15 protein-coding genes are annotated in these 14,542 nt (G+C 57.1%); 10 read left to right on the top strand and 5 right to left on the bottom strand.

Annotated elements, in window-relative coordinates; genetic code table 11:
• The first annotated feature begins 28 nt into the window (after positions 1 to 28).
• Positions 29 to 451 (top strand): RidA family protein, encoded by a 423-nt coding sequence (locus QF045_RS19410; protein WP_306493649.1) that lies wholly within the window; start codon positions 29 to 31, stop codon positions 449 to 451.
• Positions 452 to 495: 44 nt separating this feature from the next.
• Here QF045_RS19410 and QF045_RS19405 read toward each other — a convergent pair whose 3' ends face one another.
• Together QF045_RS19405 and QF045_RS19400 are read right to left on the bottom strand one after the other, a co-directional pair.
• Positions 496 to 1,332: a 5'-nucleotidase, lipoprotein e(P4) family gene (locus QF045_RS19405; RefSeq protein WP_306493648.1), complete on the bottom strand. Its 837-nt coding sequence runs from the start codon at positions 1,330 to 1,332 to the stop codon at positions 496 to 498.
• Between the two features lie 34 nt (positions 1,333 to 1,366).
• The gene (locus QF045_RS19400) at positions 1,367 to 3,307 is read right to left on the bottom strand and encodes a hypothetical protein (protein WP_306493647.1); all 1,941 of its coding nucleotides are present in this window, start codon (positions 3,305 to 3,307) and stop codon (positions 1,367 to 1,369) included.
• Between the two features lie 97 nt (positions 3,308 to 3,404).
• Between QF045_RS19400 and QF045_RS19395 the strand changes: the two genes are divergently transcribed.
• A complete protein-coding gene (locus QF045_RS19395) occupies positions 3,405 to 3,986 on the top strand; it encodes a hypothetical protein (RefSeq protein ID WP_306493646.1) in 582 nt (193 codons plus the stop codon).
• Here the strand turns inward: QF045_RS19395 and QF045_RS19390 are convergent.
• From QF045_RS19390 to QF045_RS19380, 3 genes are all read right to left on the bottom strand, one after another.
• Positions 3,956 to 5,170, bottom strand: a complete 1,215-nt coding sequence (locus QF045_RS19390; protein WP_306493645.1) for a DUF1835 domain-containing protein — start codon at positions 5,168 to 5,170, stop codon at positions 3,956 to 3,958. The genes QF045_RS19395 and QF045_RS19390 overlap by 31 nt on opposite strands.
• 151 nt (positions 5,171 to 5,321) lie before the next feature.
• A complete protein-coding gene (locus tag QF045_RS19385) occupies positions 5,322 to 5,564 on the bottom strand; it encodes a hypothetical protein (protein WP_306493644.1) in 243 nt (80 codons plus the stop codon).
• 73 nt (positions 5,565 to 5,637) lie between these two features.
• Positions 5,638 to 6,714, bottom strand: coding sequence for an aldo/keto reductase (locus QF045_RS19380; protein ID WP_306493643.1), 1,077 nt, complete (start codon positions 6,712 to 6,714; stop codon positions 5,638 to 5,640).
• 387 nt (positions 6,715 to 7,101) lie between these two features.
• On the opposite strand from QF045_RS19380, the gene QF045_RS19375 reads away from it, so the two are divergent.
• From QF045_RS19375 to QF045_RS19340, 8 genes are all read left to right on the top strand, one after another.
• Entirely contained in the window at positions 7,102 to 8,073 is a 972-nt protein-coding gene (locus tag QF045_RS19375; protein WP_306493642.1) for a cysteine synthase family protein, read from the top strand.
• Positions 8,051 to 8,611 (top strand): phosphoribosyltransferase family protein, encoded by a 561-nt coding sequence (locus tag QF045_RS19370; protein ID WP_306493641.1) that lies wholly within the window; start codon positions 8,051 to 8,053, stop codon positions 8,609 to 8,611. The genes QF045_RS19375 and QF045_RS19370 overlap by 23 nt, the downstream gene beginning before the upstream one ends.
• A gap of 34 nt (positions 8,612 to 8,645) precedes the next feature.
• Complete coding sequence (locus QF045_RS19365; protein ID WP_306493640.1) at positions 8,646 to 9,557, top strand: DMT family transporter; 912 nt, start codon at positions 8,646 to 8,648, stop codon at positions 9,555 to 9,557.
• Entirely contained in the window at positions 9,554 to 10,801 is a 1,248-nt protein-coding gene (locus QF045_RS19360; RefSeq protein WP_306493639.1) for an ATP-grasp domain-containing protein, read from the top strand. Before QF045_RS19365 ends, QF045_RS19360 begins: the two co-directional genes overlap by 4 nt.
• Positions 10,802 to 10,941: 140 nt before the next feature.
• The gene (locus QF045_RS19355; protein WP_306493638.1) at positions 10,942 to 11,568 is read left to right on the top strand and encodes a glutathione S-transferase family protein; all 627 of its coding nucleotides are present in this window, start codon (positions 10,942 to 10,944) and stop codon (positions 11,566 to 11,568) included.
• Positions 11,569 to 11,584: 16 nt separating this feature from the next.
• A complete protein-coding gene (locus tag QF045_RS19350; RefSeq protein ID WP_306493637.1) occupies positions 11,585 to 12,505 on the top strand; it encodes a LysR family transcriptional regulator in 921 nt (306 codons plus the stop codon).
• The gene (locus tag QF045_RS19345; RefSeq protein ID WP_306493636.1) at positions 12,505 to 13,389 is read left to right on the top strand and encodes a LysR family transcriptional regulator; all 885 of its coding nucleotides are present in this window, start codon (positions 12,505 to 12,507) and stop codon (positions 13,387 to 13,389) included. Before QF045_RS19350 ends, QF045_RS19345 begins: the two co-directional genes overlap by 1 nt.
• A gap of 80 nt (positions 13,390 to 13,469) precedes the next feature.
• The gene (locus tag QF045_RS19340; protein ID WP_306493635.1) at positions 13,470 to 14,402 is read left to right on the top strand and encodes a pyridoxamine 5'-phosphate oxidase family protein; all 933 of its coding nucleotides are present in this window, start codon (positions 13,470 to 13,472) and stop codon (positions 14,400 to 14,402) included.
• Positions 14,403 to 14,542: the final 140 nt, after the last annotated feature.

The following is a 14,542-nucleotide window of genomic DNA, read 5'->3' as shown; positions in this document are numbered from 1 at the left end:
TGTAGACATTCAATCAAGGAGCAACACCATGAGCGATAGCATCCAACGCACCAGCGTCGGCGATTTTCCCATCTCGCAAACCGTGACCGTGCCGGCCTCGGCCAGCCTGGTCTTCGTCAGCGGCACCTTGCCGGACCTGGCCGACCCGAACGTTCCCGGGGTTTACGGCGACACCGAAGTGCAGACGGTGTCGGTGTTCAACAAACTGCGCAAGATCCTTCGGCAGCAGGACCTTGACCTGGGCGATATCGTGCAGCTGCGGGTGTTTCTGGTCGGCGCCCCGGAAACCGACGGCAAGCTGGATTTCGCCGGGCTGCAGCGTGGTTATACGCAGTTTTTCGCCACTCCCGAGCAACCGAACAAGCCGGCGCGCACCGCGTTGCAGGTGGTGGCGTTGCCCCTGCCGGGGGCGTTGGTGGAAGTGGAGGCGGTGGCGGCCAGGGCGGGGTGAGGGGCGCGCAGGCGTCAAACCGTAAAGATGACCTGCGCGCGCCGCTACTCCTGCAACTGCAACGCCTGCTGTTTGAGCCTGCGTTTTTGCTCGAACGGTAACTTCTCGTTGTCCCCGTACGGCGCGCTGTACCAGTTGCCGTAACTTGGATTGGGCAGCAGGAACCAGCGCTGCCCCAGCCAGTTCACATAGGGCTCCACTGCCTTGCGCTGGGCCGCCAGGTTGTTGTGTTCGGCCTGTACGAAATCCCCCAGGGAATCGCCGGCCATCAACAGCACCCGAGCATGGCTGGCGACCCATTGGCGTCGGCAGTTCTTGCCGTAGCCGGCGCTTTCGCAGTGGCCGGTGGGCGTGCTGGCCGCCAGGATCTGTTCATCGGCCTCAATCGGGAAACCGCGCAAGCGCAAGTTCCTCGCCGTGGCGGCTACCTGGCTGTGTTCGCGGTTGGTGAGGTAATAGACCGTGACGCCTTTTTGCCGAGCCGCTTGCAGAAACGCCACCGAACCCGGCAGGGCTTCAGCCTTGGCCTGGTCGACCCAGGTGTTCCAGCGGTCGTAGGAATACACCTGGTTGTTGAGAATGTCGCGGGCATTGAGCGGCACGTTGTCCAGCAAGGTTTCGTCGATATCCACCACCACGGCCGGAGGCAGCCCTTTCAACTCTCGCGCAGCAAAGGGCAGGGCGTCCCAGGTCGGATCGGCCAGGGCGGCATCGAGCTGGCGCGTAGCGTTGGCAAAGAGCTGGCGGTAGATCAACTCGTGCTCGATGGAGGTCTGAGTCCAGAGCACGGCGTCGAGCTGGTCGTTGGCCGGTGGAGTTTGCTGGCAGCCTGCCAAGGTGGTCGCCAAAAGGCAGGTACCGGCAAAGATCAGCTTACGCATGGTGCGGTCTCGTCGTTCGGGGAACAGGGATGAATCAATAAGACTCACCGATGGAGCAGTGCGCAATCAGACCTTGTATCGATCTGCGTAACACGCTTTCTTCGTGCTTATTCATGTGTATCACCAGGGAGCCGTTCGGTTGCAGGATGATAATGCCGGCGAGCTTGTCCCGATAGTTAACCACCTCATGGAAACCACTCTTGTCTGTGAACAGCAACAGGGCTGCCTGCTCGGTTCTGGTGATTTCGTAGACGCCGCTCATTGGGCCGTTTACGGCGGTTTCGAACAAGCCAAGCATTGCTTGGCGGGCTGGCTCACCGGGACGTACCGCCGTCTGATAATAGTCGGCAAGTATCAATGACATGCCCGACTGCGTGATATACCCCGCCGTATTTGGCCAATCAATGTAGGCCTGAGGATTCAGGACATGCGCCATCGAGCTTGAAACGTCGACGATAAGCTTGGGTAACGGCAGCGCATATTCGGTAAGTGCGCGTCGCAAATGCTCACGCAACTGGCGTGCCGATTCTGCATTGGAGGGGGTGACACAGGCGAATGCCTCGCATCGTTCGCTGACGTTTACGTCGCCTGCCCGCTGACACAGTTCAAGGAGTTTTTTAGGCTGGCAGCCAGGTACAGGCCCATAGTTTGCGAGCGCTACCAACGCCTCTGTATTAAGTTTTGCGTAGTCACGCAGGGCGTGATTGAAGTTTCGCGTATTGGCTCTGGCGTACTGTTTGGCTTCAAGCACATAGATGATGCGATGACCTCCATTCGCTTGGCGTTGCAGGAGTGAATAGTCCGGTTGGATATTCTGGTTTCGACCTGTGCCCATCAGTGCAATACCGTGGGCCGCCACCCGGAACTCTGCGATCAACTCTAGAACGTCATTACCGACATGCAATTTGGCGATAAGGGTGGGACTGAAAGCGAATGTCAGGCAGTTGTTCTGCCCCATCAGTTGGAAGTGTTCACCGGCTTGTTGCAGCTCTCGTTTGATCAAGGTAACGAGCCAAACAGAGTAAAGCTGTGAACGCTGCTTCCAGATCGGCAGATCAAGCAAATCTTCAAGTTGATGGTAGGACGCGTTTGCCGCCACCACGTCGGAGTGGGCATTGACCAGCGCGTTGACTTTTTCTGCCAGCACGCCACGGTGCGAAGAGGGCACAAGCTGATGGTAATACCAAAGCATTGGCAAGAGATGCAGGCGCGCAATGTGATCATCTTGCGCGTGCGCCAGGCATGACTCGCTCCATTGCCTGATCGGTGCGCGCTCCGACCTATCTGGCTCGCTGTCTATGCGGGCGCTGCGTAAATCGCTCTGGCTGGTGTAACGGCCTGTACGGCGGCACAACTCCTCGACCATTGTCGCGACGGGCAGGAGTGCTTGGGTGAGCGGGTCTGTGCTTGCCCCCATGGGCAGCGGAACGGGCGTGTCGTAAGCCCAATCGAAATTGTTTATCCAGGTATTGGCTTCATCGCTTGCGATGGGCTTGCTGAGGGCCGCCCGGACTTTTTCCATGCCGAGCGCGTCTGCCAAAGCGGTCCTGAGTCCCCAATTGATCGCTATCAAGTCCTCGGGTTTATAAGCGCGATGCGCAACAGTGCCGTGCAGGTTTTCCATTACGTTACGCGCATGGCGAAAGGCATCTGCATCAAACGAGAGTTTATGACCTTGATTGAAGTCGAACTCAATCAACAGCCGCTCGTTGCTGCGGGAAACGCCCCCGTCAACGAACATGTCATAGATGTCAGTAAGCATCATGCTGAACGGCTGCAAGGCATTCAGCACGGCAACCAGGAACGTTGTTATCTCGACGTCTTGCTGGTTCAGGTAAGCGCCGACATCCTGGGACGCAGGTATGTGCAGTTGTGCACGTAAGTCCGCAACGAATTGCCTGTCATGGCTTCTGGGAGCCAGGCGGCCATTTGAGTTCAAGCTATCCCAAAGCTCGGCCGCGGTTTTTAAGGGCACGGGGTCATCCTGGATCAAGGTGGGTGGCTATTGGCCATATTCGTAAAGCGTGAGATGTTACCCGACTTACGAAAATCATGCGCTTATCAGGATCAATATGAACGTCCAGCAAGGGCTTTACGAAAATGTCACGCTCATTGACGTGCAACTAGCATCTGTCTATTACCCGATTCTGGTTGACCTGGCGCAGCACAAGCATTGCCTGACTTACACGGAGCTGGTCGATCGGGCCAAACATGAAAACCCTGATAATAAGATCGTCAGCAACGCGATTCCCGTGTCCACCGGGCGGCGATTGGACGTGGTCAGGTTATTCACAAATGAACGTGGGTTACCAGACTTGACGTCTCTGGTCATCAGTAAAGGGTCGGGGGAGTGTGGGAGCTTTTTCACTCGGCATTTCGATCCTGTCGCAGCGCGTGAGCAGGTCTTCTCATACGATTGGAATACCGCAACCACCGATTTCGAAGGTTTCGTCGACGTGACCGAGAAAGCGGTAAGACCTCGGAAAAAGGTCAAGAAGCCACAGGCTCGCGAACGAATGGCGGCTTACTATCAGGCTCATAAATCCGGCTTGCCGTTAAACGTGAGCGAATACAGAGAAGCCATCATTGAGCTCATTATGGAAGGCTTCTCTGACGAGCAAGCCTATTCGATGGCGCTTCGCCAAACGGGCTGAGCATCCTTGTCTACCGTCCAGTGAGGCCGCCCTGGTTCAATGCAGATGCCCCCAACCCAGCGAACGTGTGAGCTGTGATCGGGCCAATAGGCGTTTGCGTCGAGTACTTCTAGACCTAATGCGGTCACTGCCAAGCCTCGCCGAGGCCACTCAAGATGTGTCTCGGTTTCCACCAGCAACGGCTGGTCGCCATCGATCAACGGCCGCAACAGCGCATGAAACATCATGTCACCCAGAAACGGCAGCGGTTCGCGCTTGGCCATCAGTTCTGCGAATACCCGGCCAAATGGCACTGGCCCGGCATCGGCGATGTAGCTCAGGGCCAGGCGTTCGGTCAGGGACAAACCATCCTGCGTTCCAGGTAACTCACGCAGCTGGCGCAGCAGCGCAGGAGCCAGAAGGGGTAGGGCGCGATGGTTGCCGTGAGCCAATTGCGCCCATTGCAAAGGTGAGTGGCTGCAGTACGCCGTCCACGCCTGTTTGGCCAGTTGTATCGCGGCCTCATCGATCAAGCGTCGCTGCGGCCAGAGCCAGGCGAGCACATCGGGCGCCAATTGGCCGATCCCGATAAAGCGCTCGACGCCGGGAATATGGTTCACTTCAATCAGTTCAAGTTTAGGCGGTAGCCGTTCAAGATCCGCCAAGGCGCGAACCAGAAACAGCTGGTCGTAGGCATCCGCTTCGCACCACAGCACGCTGTGCTGCGCTGTGGCCAGGGTTTGGAGCTGAGCATATTCGTCGGCCAATCGCCGCGCCACGTCAGTTGCGTTCAAGCCGAATGCATGGCTGATGAAGGCTCCACGCAGGGTTTGGTATTCATCGCCAGGCAGGTCGCGTACCGGGCCCATGCACAGCGGGTCGGTCAGCATCCGGAACTGCCCGTTGAACCCCGCCAGTTGCAGGCTGTGGGCGATGTCATTGCCGCACCGCCAGTGAGTGGTGCGGGCTTCGTCGCTGGCAATGAAGTCCGGGTGGCGCGCGGCGAAATCAAGGGCGTCGACATGGGCTTTGAGCTTGGGCCAGCTGCTGAAGCTCAACTGTTTAGCAATCTGCCATTGGGCTTGGGACAACGTTGCATTGGGGTCTTGGCGCTTAAGGTGCGACAACAGTTCCTTGGCGCGCTTGCGCTGCTGCTCAAGGTTGAGGCGGCCGTTGGTAGTGGAGGCAAAAGGGGGATGCGACATACGAGCTCCTTGTACAAACCTTTTCCGCTTTAAGGTTGGGAGTCGTAGAAATGAGGTAGAGCTGTGTGTCTTGGGCGCAGCCCTTTCCGCGGAAGGTGGCGTAGAGAGCGCCAGGCGCAAAATATAGGCAGTGCGGCGCTCAATTGCAAGCTCAGACGAGCTGGTCAGGCTTGCGATCAATCCAATGGGTCTTGATGCCTTTGGCCCAGGCCACTGTATAAAAACAACTGAGCAGCACAATGCCCCATTGCTCGGCATTGATTGACGACCAAAACCAGAACGGCTGGCCGGCCATGCCGAACAGGCAGGCGTAGCGGCGTACTTTCAGGCGTTTGCTTTGGCTGAACCAGATGGCGACCACCCCGAGGGCGGCGATCATGATTTGTGCGATCAACGCTGTCTCCTTGATCGAGGTGAGAGGGCACAAGCCCCTCCCACCTATTGATCTGCTGTGTGTCGCAGAAGGGTTATTTGTCCTTGCGCGCGTCCATGGTTTTCTGGTGCTCGGCGAGGAACGGCTGCTCCGCCGGATCAAAGCGATCGATCCCTGCGGTGAACCGATGCCAGTACGGGTACAGCGGCTGGCGACGCGTCACGGCCTCAATGCGTGAGGACTGCTCCTCGGTCAGCTTCAATTCCGTGGCCGCCAGGTTGTCGCGCAGGTGCGCCTCGGTGCGGGCGCCGACGATCAGCGAAGTGATCCCCGGGCGGTCCTTGAGCCACGCCAGGCAAGTGCGCGCCACCGACACCCCGTGTTCATCGCCCACGGCGGCCAGGGTTTCGATGATGTCCAGCGCCCGTTCCGGGTCATGCACATAGGGTTCCGGCCAGTCGCTGCCTTGGCGGGTGTTGGCAGGCGGTTTATGCCCGCGGCGGGTCGAGCCGGTCAACAGGCCTTCACCCATCGGCCCCCATACCAGCGTGCCAACCTGTTGGTCCAATGCCAACGGCAGCAGTTCGTACTCGGCCTCGCGGGATTCGGGCGTGTAGTAGATCTGCTGGGTGATCGGTTTGAGCATGCCGTGCAACTCGGCCTTGCCCAGGGTTTTCATCATTTGCCAGGCGGTGAAGTTGCTGGTGCCGAAGTAGCGGATCTTGCCCGAACCGACCAGCAGGCGCAGCGCTTCGAGCGTCTCTTCGATGGGCGTCAGGCCGTCCCAGTTGTGCAGTTGATACAAGTCGATATGGTCGGTCCCCAGGCGTTTCAAGCTGGCTTCACAAGCGCGAATCAAGTGATAACGCGATGAGCCGGAGTTATTCGGGTTCTTATCCACCGGGCTGCGGCCTTTGGTCGCCAGCAGGACGTCGTTGCGCTTGTCGCCCAGGGCTTTACCGACCACTTCCTCGGCCAGGCCATGGGAGTAAAGGTCGGCGGTGTCGATCATGTTCACCCCGGCCTCGAACGCGATATCGAACATGCGCCTGGCCAGAGGTACGTCCACCGCACCGCATTTTTCAAACTCGGCGCGACCGCCAAAGGGCACCGTGCCCAGAATGATTTCCGAAACCAGCAGGCCGGAGTGACCCAGTTGTCGGTATTGCATGTTGCCTCCTACTTTGCGTTGCACGTGAAGGTGTGAACGACAGGGGGGGCGATAGTTTGAATTTTTTCATGAAAACTTCGGCGTCTACCGCAACAATGCCGCCTCGCTGATCCTGATCAGTGGCGCGTTGCCTCTACTGTTGTGCCTGGGCCCGGAGCGCCAATGGCTGTGGGCGGCGGCATCAGCAGCAGCTGTACTACAAATCAACACACGTATTAATTGTCATCGCTGATCTTAATTAACTTGGCCTGGCAGTATCGTCCTACATATAGTTCTCAAGTGGAGGTCGGAACTTTCTTACTCCTGCCTATCCGTTTTGCTAGCTATTTTTTTTCTGAGTGATTTGCTAGCGTTCAAGCCTGCCGTAAAAATTGCAGGGGCTTGAAAATGGAACTCAAGGATATTGGAAATACGCCACTAGTTGAATTGGCGACGTTTTTCGAAAATGGCAATAGAATCATTTCCAAGTGCGAGTTTTTAAATCCTTCGGGAAGTCATAAGGATCGAACTTACTTAAATATTGTAAATCGGTTGGAAGAAGCTCGAATCATTGCGCCGGGTATGACGCTGATTGACTGCTCTACAGGTAACGGAGGGGCAGCACTGGCATGGATCGGCAGACTGAAGGGCTACAGAATAAAGATATTTATGCCCGAGGGTATGACGCAAGAGCGCAAAGCGCAGATACGTTTGTATGGTGCTGAAATAGTAGAGACTCCAAAAGAGTTGTTCTTGTCGGGATCGGTGCTTCAAGCGAAAGCTTATGTATCGGAAAACTCTTCTAATGATGTCTATTATGTGGATCAGTGCAATTGCTTGTTGAATAAGGATGGTTGGAGGATATGCGGTGAGGAAATGGTTGAGCAGCTGCGCGCACAAGATGTCGTGCCTGATTTTTTTGTGTGCGCAATCGGTACGGGGGGGACGTTTTCAGGTATTGCTGAGGTAATGAAACGAGAATACGCAAAAATTAAAACGATAGGGTTAGAGGTAGACCGTTCGGCGCCTTTGTTTTCGCAAAGGAATAACCTGCCGTTTAATCATCATTCTCATAATTTGATGGGTTTAGGGGCGGGCGTCATATCGGCCAATACAGACCCCAATCTAGTGGATGAAATAAGAGTGGTGGACGGCACCGGCGCATGGTCTCGAATGAAGCACTTCATTGAATCAGAAAAGCTTCCCATTGGGCCGACTTGCGGAGCTAACCTTTTGGCGTGTGATGAGCTCGTTAGAACCCTAAAAAACAAGAACATAGTGACATTGTTTTTTGACAGTGCTTGGAAATATGAGAGCCGCTGGGACGGGCTTTATCCTGAGTACAGTGAGGTGAATCATGTTGCTGGAAGAGATTTATAAAAAAGCTAAAGTTGTACGGTCGGGCAAATCACTCACTACCGTGAATGAATTTACTGACCAGATACCCGCCTTGCGACCAGAAGTCTTAATGGAGGTTGCTTACAAAATAATCAGGGTAATGAAGCAGGGGGCTTCGAAAATTGTCACAGAAGAAGATAAAGGCGTGGCGCTGGCAACTACCGTCTCGTTGTTAACTGGCGTTCCCTTAGCTGTTGCGAGGTGGTATTCCTATAGTCTCGGAGGTCTAAAAGAGCAAGTAGTTGCTATCGATTCTGAGTACTTCCAAGGGCAACTATATCTTAACGGGGTTGAGGCCGGTGACCGAGTCATTATTATTGATGATACTTTAAGTTCTGGAGGCGCGGCCATTGCATTGTCTGATGCCGTCAAAGGGGCCGGAGGTGAGTTGGTAGATGTCGTATGCGCCGTAGAGAAAATTGGAAATGGTGGGGCTGATAATGTACTGAGGGCGACTGGGCTTACCGTTAAGACAATTATAAGAGTGACGGTTGCCGAGGACGGCGTAAGCGTTGATTGAGGGCGTTCAAGCGCGCATGGGGGGATAAAATATAATGCAACGAATCGGTGTCCTCATCGGCTTGGTGTTTTGTTTCATCAGCGCCGCGTTCGACGTTTACGTTGCGCTGGTCACTCAATCCATCAGCACGTTGACTGTGATTTTTTATTGTTTCATCACTTCCGCCTGCTTTTTTGGATTGTTGGCGTTCTATCGAAATACGGATTTGTTGTTTTCAAAATTTAAAGCTCACTGGCGATTGGTTGTTATCGTCAACCTTGCAGTTCTTCTTAATTGGGGTGGGCTGTTTTATGCGTTGCGTTATCTGGAACCCGCGGTAGTCGGGGTTGCCTCGGTAGCCTGTGGTCCAGCACTAACGTTGATTATATCGTTGGTGAAAAAACGTAGCGCCAAGGTCGCTTTCGCAGACACGGCGGTTTCCTGGCTAGTGCTCATCTCGGTGGCAATCATGTTGTTCAATTCTTTTATCGGTGAGAGCGGAGTAGTCACTACCACCGGTGGGCAACGTGCGCTTGGTATTGCCAGTGTTTTGGTGTGCGCGCTGGGCACGGTCGTGTACACGATTTTTTCCAGGGAGATGTTTGCTCGCCAATGGACCGTCTACGAGATTCTGGGTATTAGAAATTTTGCGATGGTAGGTGTTTGTGCCGTGGCAATACCTTTCACAGGCGCAAGTTTTCTACTCGATGGTGAGCGCGTACCGGCTATCGTGCTCCTGGTAGTGTTAGGGCATTTGCTACCCATTTACCTGATCCAGAAAACGATCTATTACCTCACACCCATTCACGTTTCCCTGGTTTTGCTGACGCTTCCTGTGTTCGTTTTACTGCTCCAGTACCTGGATGCGAGAGTTGAATTCTCCCTCGCCAGCGTGGCAGCGGTCACTGTGATTATCTTTTTACTGCTAGGCAGGTGGTTGTATGCATTGAAAAGGGAGGTTTTATGAGAGTCGTCATGGTCGATGGGTTTTCATCAGGGAAGTTCTTGGCCAAGCGCTTAAAAGATGAAGGTTGTGTGCTGGCGCACGTTGCTTCTTCAGAAGCGCTGGACAGCTACTATTACAAGGGTTTTGACTGCGGGCTCTATGAACAGATGATCGTCAACGCGGACGTTGCAACGACATTGACGCAAGTCCAACGTTTCAAGCCACAGTTCGTTCTTCCGGGGGCGGAAACCGGTGTGCTTCTGGCTGACCACTTGAATGAACGGTTACAACTGCCTTATCGCAATCATTTCGACAAAACTAGCGCACGTCGAAACAAGTACGAAATGATCCAGTGCATAACCCAGGCGCAACTGCCGGCCGCACAGCAGTTCATCACTGGCTCTTGGGAGCTTGCGCGAGACTGGATCAGTGAGCACGGACGTTTTCCTGTAGTAATCAAGCCCCTCGAAAGTGCAGGCGCCGATGGCGTGTTTATCTGTGAAGATTTGCACGCCTGCCAGGCTGCCGTGGAACGTCTATTGGGAACGACTAATAAGCTGAATATCCCTAACACGCAGGTCCTGATCCAGGAGTATCTGGTGGGGGTGGAGTTTGTGGTGAATATGGTCTCTCTCAACGGGCAGCAGCTTGTCACTGAGGTCGTACGATACCAAAAGCAGCGAACGCCGACTGGCGGGGTTCTCTATGATATTGATGAGCTGATTGGACCTGACTCGCCGGTTTACTCAATTCTGGTCGACTACACGAAAGCAGTGGTGCGGTGTCTCGGTATACGAAACGGCCCCAGTCATGCCGAGGTCATGCTCACCGAAAGCGGTCCGAAACTGGTAGAAATTGCTGCCCGCACTGACGGCATTCTCCGGCCTGATGTTTCAAGAATGACCACTGGCCTTGGGCAGATTGACGCCGTGGTTTTATCCCTCATACAGCCTGAGGTATTTCAGCAACGATTGGAGAGCAAGGTTGATTATCGGCGTCTGCAACACACCTACAATGTTTGCTTGATCAATCGCTCGGAAGGCCGTTTTGAAAGGGACGTATTTTTGAAAGAACTGCTCAAGCTGGAGTCGTTTTTCGAGGCAGTGTTTTACGTCGAGAGCGGCCAGCACATAGGCGTAACTCAAGATGTGTTCAGTCAGCCGGGCACGGTGTATCTGGTACATACCGACCCAGCGGTGATCGAAGGGGATTACCGCAGGATTCGCGCCCTTGAATTGCGGGGAGCTTACCTGGCTAGCGGGTAGTCATGAGTGATGGATCGGGTGGTTGTTTCATTTTATGAAATGCTCGATTGTATAAACTGGTCATTCCGCTGGCGGTTAGCGCATAAGAAGATTGCAGCCATCGACACGAATACTCGGTCGACAACGCCCTGGAGTCTGTCATGCCCGCAATCAAACTGTATGGTCTCACCCTGTCCGGTCACTCCCATCGGGTCGAGCTGATGCTCTCTCTGTTGGGCCGGCCCATGGAGTTTATCCAGGTGGACCTCAAGCAAGGCGCGCATAAAACGCCCGAATTCCTCACTGCCCTTAACCGCTTCGGCCAGGTGCCGGTGATCGACGATGGCGGGACGATTCTGGCGGACTCCAACGCCATCCTGGTCTACCTGGCCGCCACCTATGGCAACGGCCAGTGGCTGCCCGCTGATCCGGTCGGGCAGGCGCGCGTGCAGCGCTGGCTCTCGGCTGCGGCCGGCCAGCTGCATGCGGGGCCGGCCACGGCGCGTTTGGCCACGGTGTTTGGCGCCGAGGTGGATACGGGCGTGGCGATCAGTCGCGCGCACGCGCTGCTGGCAGTGATGGAGCAACAACTGGGCGAAAGCCGTTTCCTGGCCGGCGACCAGCCAAGCATCGCCGATATTGCGTTCTACACCTACACGGCCCATGCGCCGGAAGGCAACGTGTCGCTGGCCGACTATCCTCAGGTACGCGCCTGGCTCGCCAGCATCGAAGCACTGCCGGGTTTCATCGGCATGCCGCGCACGGCGGCGGGTCTGCAATCACAGTAACCAGCAAGGGGCGTCGATGGACCGTTTTCATGAAATGCAGGTATTCCTCGCGGTGGCCGACGAGGAGGGCTTTGCCGCCGCCGCGCGCCGCCTGAATACCTCGCCGCCCAGCGTGACCCGGGCGATCGCCGCGATGGAACAACGCATCGGCACCCAACTGCTGTCGCGCACCACCCGCAGCCTGCACCTGACCGAAGCCGGGCAGCGTTACCTGCAAGACTGTCGGCGCATTCTCGCCGAGCTCGATGAGGCCGAGGAAGCCGCGGCGGGCAGTTATTCGATCCCGTGTGGGCAGCTGAACGTCACCGCCCCAGTGCTGTTCGGCGAGCTGTTCGTGGCGCCGGCACTGGCGGATTATCTGGACCAGTTCCCACTGGTGAACATTCATGCCTTGCTGGTCGATCGCGTGGTCAACATGACCGACGAAGGTGTCGACGTGGCCGTGCGCATCGGCCATCTGCATGAGCCAGGGCAGCAGGCGATCAAGGTCGGTGAAGTGCGCCGGGTGGTCTGCGCATCGCCCGACTACCTGGACCGACAGGGGCGACCCCAGCGGCCTGAGCAATTGCGTGAAGCCAAGGTCGTTACCTCCTCCTCCAGCCAATTGGTGAGTGAATGGGCGTTTGTCGACGGCGGCCAGCCGCTGGCAGTGCCTATCGAGCCGCGCCTGGTGGTCACCGCGAACAACGCCGCGATCAATCTGGCACGCCTGGGTTGGGGGATGACGCGGGTGCTGTCCTACCAGGTTGCGGCAGCCGTGGCGGCGGGGGAGTTGGAAGTTGTGCTGCAGGATTTCGAGCCGGCTGCGCTGCCGATCCAGGTGGTGTTTCAGAACAACGGTCGAGTGCCGGCCAAGGTCCATAGCTTTGTCGATTTTCTCACCCAGCGTCTCGGGCAGGATAGGGCCTTGAACCCGGCGATGAAGCAGCACGACTGATGGAACGTTATCGCGATATGCAGCTGTTCGTGGCGCTGGCCGGGCAACCGAGCCTGGCGGCGGCGGCGCGCATTGCGCAGGTCTCCGGCCCGACCCTGATGCGCGCAATTGCGCGTCTGGAAGCGCGTCTGCGCGTGATGTTGTTGCTGCGCAGTACCCGTGGGGTCAGCCTGACGGATGCAGGCCACGCCTATCTTGCCGACTGCGTGCGGTTGCTGGCGGCGGTGGACGCCGCTGAAGCCTCGGCCAACGGCTCGCATGTGCAGGCCCAGGGCAATCTGCGGGTATTTATGCCCTTGCTGTTCAGCCGCCATTTAATGGCGCCGCTGCTGGCCGGCTATATGGACCGCTACCCGGCGGTGCGTCTCGTCGCCCATTACCATGACTATTACCCGAACCTGCACGAAGAGGGGCTGGATGTCGCCGTGCTGGTCGGTGAACTGCCCAGTTCGTCGCTCATTGCACGGCAAGTCGGGCAGGTGCGCAGCATCCTTTGCGCCAGCCCTGCTTATCTGGCGGCCAAGGGCGAGCCGCTGCAGCCGGCTGATCTCAAGCAGCACCATCTGATCGCCGGCGCCGAGCCCGTTCACTGGCATTTCCCGCACGACGTACTCAAGGCCCGCGCACGCCTGAGTTGCACCACGGTGCAAGGCGCAATCAATGCCGCTGTCCAGGGTGCGGGGGTGATTCGTTGCCTGAGCTATGCCGTTCACGATCACCTGATGAGTGGCCAACTGCGGCGTATCTTGCCGGACTTCGAACTGCCGCCGCTGCCGGTACATATCGTCCATCGCGAAGGCCGCCATGCGTCGATGCGCGTGCGCAGTTTTGTCGACTACTGCGTCGTGGCGTTGCGTGAGCACCCGGCATTTCAGTTGGCGTAATGGTGGATTGCCTTGGCTGAGCATTCTCCCCAAAACGATAGGGGCGCAGCATCGAGGTATCACAACCAGAGGTGGTCGCCATGAACCCGATCGAACAATCTCCGTGGCATGCCGGTGAACGGCAATTACAGGACAGTGCCGGTGTCGGCGAACGCATGGCCGTGATCGGGCCTAAGGTCATACGCGATCATTTGCCGGAGCAGCATCGCGATTTCTATCCCTTGCTGCCTTACCTGATCGCGGGCGTGGTGGACGAGCAGGGCATCCCCTGGGCGACGCTGCTGGAAGGCGCGCCAGGGTTCGCGCATTCGCCGGATCCGCAGACGCTGCTGATCGACAGCCTGCCCGCCAGAAGCGATCCCGCCCGGGCCGGCATCTTTAACGGTGCGTCTGTCGGGCTGCTGGGCATCGACCTTGGCACCCGCCGCCGCAACCGCATGAATGGTCGGATTGGATCGCTTGATCACGACGGCTTCGCGGTCGATGTGGTGCACACCTTCGGTAACTGCCCGAAGTACATCCAACTGCGGCCCGTCGCCGGTATAGCGCGAAAACCCGGCACCGCCGTCGAGCGCAGCGACCAACTGGACGAGGCTGCGCAGACGTTGATTCGCCAGGCCGACACCTTTTTCGTTGCCAGCTATGTGGACGCGCACGGCGAGCGTTCGGTGGACGTTTCTCATCGCGGTGGCAACACGGGCTTCGTGCGGGTTGAAGGCAATGTGCTGACCATTCCGGACTTTCCCGGCAATCTGTTCTTCAACACCCTCGGCAACCTGCAGGCCAACCCGGTGGCGGGGTTGTTGTTCATTGATTTTGAGAGCGGCGACGTGCTGCAAGTGGCCGGGCGCACTGCGTTGATCCTCAGCGGGCCGCAAGTGGCCGAGTTCGAAGGTGCGCAGCGCTTGTGGATGTTAACGGTGGAGCATGCCGTGCGCCGCCCGGCAGCGCTGGCCTTGCGCTGGCAGTTCGCCGAGTTTTCGCCGCATAGCTTGGCGATGGGCACCTGGTAGCCAGGCGCGGAATGCCCGTCACTGGCGAGCAAATGTGGGAGGGGGCTTGCCCCCGATAGCGGCGGTTCAGCTGGCGCATTCGTAGCTGATGCACCGCCATCGAGGCATAGGTATCTACACAACTTTGTAGCAGCCTCCGG

The organism is Pseudomonas sp. W4I3, assembly GCF_030816195.1.
Classification (GTDB): Bacteria; Pseudomonadota; Gammaproteobacteria; order Pseudomonadales; family Pseudomonadaceae; genus Aquipseudomonas.
Note: the sequence above shows the minus strand (reverse complement) of the source record. Positions and strands in the feature narration are given on the sequence as shown.

Bases quoted from the DNA above. Each gene is read 5' to 3' on its own strand.
- QF045_RS19405 (WP_306493648.1), bottom strand. From the start codon at position 1,332: ATGCGTAAGCTGATCTTTGCCGGTACCTGCCTTTTGGCGACCACCTTG.
- QF045_RS19375 (WP_306493642.1), top strand. From the start codon at position 7,102: ATGGAACTCAAGGATATTGGAAATACGCCACTAGTTGAATTGGCGACG.
- QF045_RS19350 (WP_306493637.1), top strand. From the start codon at position 11,585: ATGGACCGTTTTCATGAAATGCAGGTATTCCTCGCGGTGGCCGACGAG.
- QF045_RS19360 (WP_306493639.1), top strand. From the start codon at position 9,554: ATGAGAGTCGTCATGGTCGATGGGTTTTCATCAGGGAAGTTCTTGGCC.
- QF045_RS19340 (WP_306493635.1), top strand. From the start codon at position 13,470: ATGAACCCGATCGAACAATCTCCGTGGCATGCCGGTGAACGGCAATTA.
- QF045_RS19390 (WP_306493645.1), bottom strand. From the start codon at position 5,170: ATGTCGCATCCCCCTTTTGCCTCCACTACCAACGGCCGCCTCAACCTT.
- QF045_RS19345 (WP_306493636.1), top strand. From the start codon at position 12,505: ATGGAACGTTATCGCGATATGCAGCTGTTCGTGGCGCTGGCCGGGCAA.
- QF045_RS19355 (WP_306493638.1), top strand. From the start codon at position 10,942: ATGCCCGCAATCAAACTGTATGGTCTCACCCTGTCCGGTCACTCCCAT.
- QF045_RS19370 (WP_306493641.1), top strand. From the start codon at position 8,051: ATGTTGCTGGAAGAGATTTATAAAAAAGCTAAAGTTGTACGGTCGGGC.
- QF045_RS19365 (WP_306493640.1), top strand. From the start codon at position 8,646: ATGCAACGAATCGGTGTCCTCATCGGCTTGGTGTTTTGTTTCATCAGC.
- QF045_RS19380 (WP_306493643.1), bottom strand. From the start codon at position 6,714: ATGCAATACCGACAACTGGGTCACTCCGGCCTGCTGGTTTCGGAAATC.
- QF045_RS19410 (WP_306493649.1), top strand. From the start codon at position 29: ATGAGCGATAGCATCCAACGCACCAGCGTCGGCGATTTTCCCATCTCG.
- QF045_RS19395 (WP_306493646.1), top strand. From the start codon at position 3,405: ATGAACGTCCAGCAAGGGCTTTACGAAAATGTCACGCTCATTGACGTG.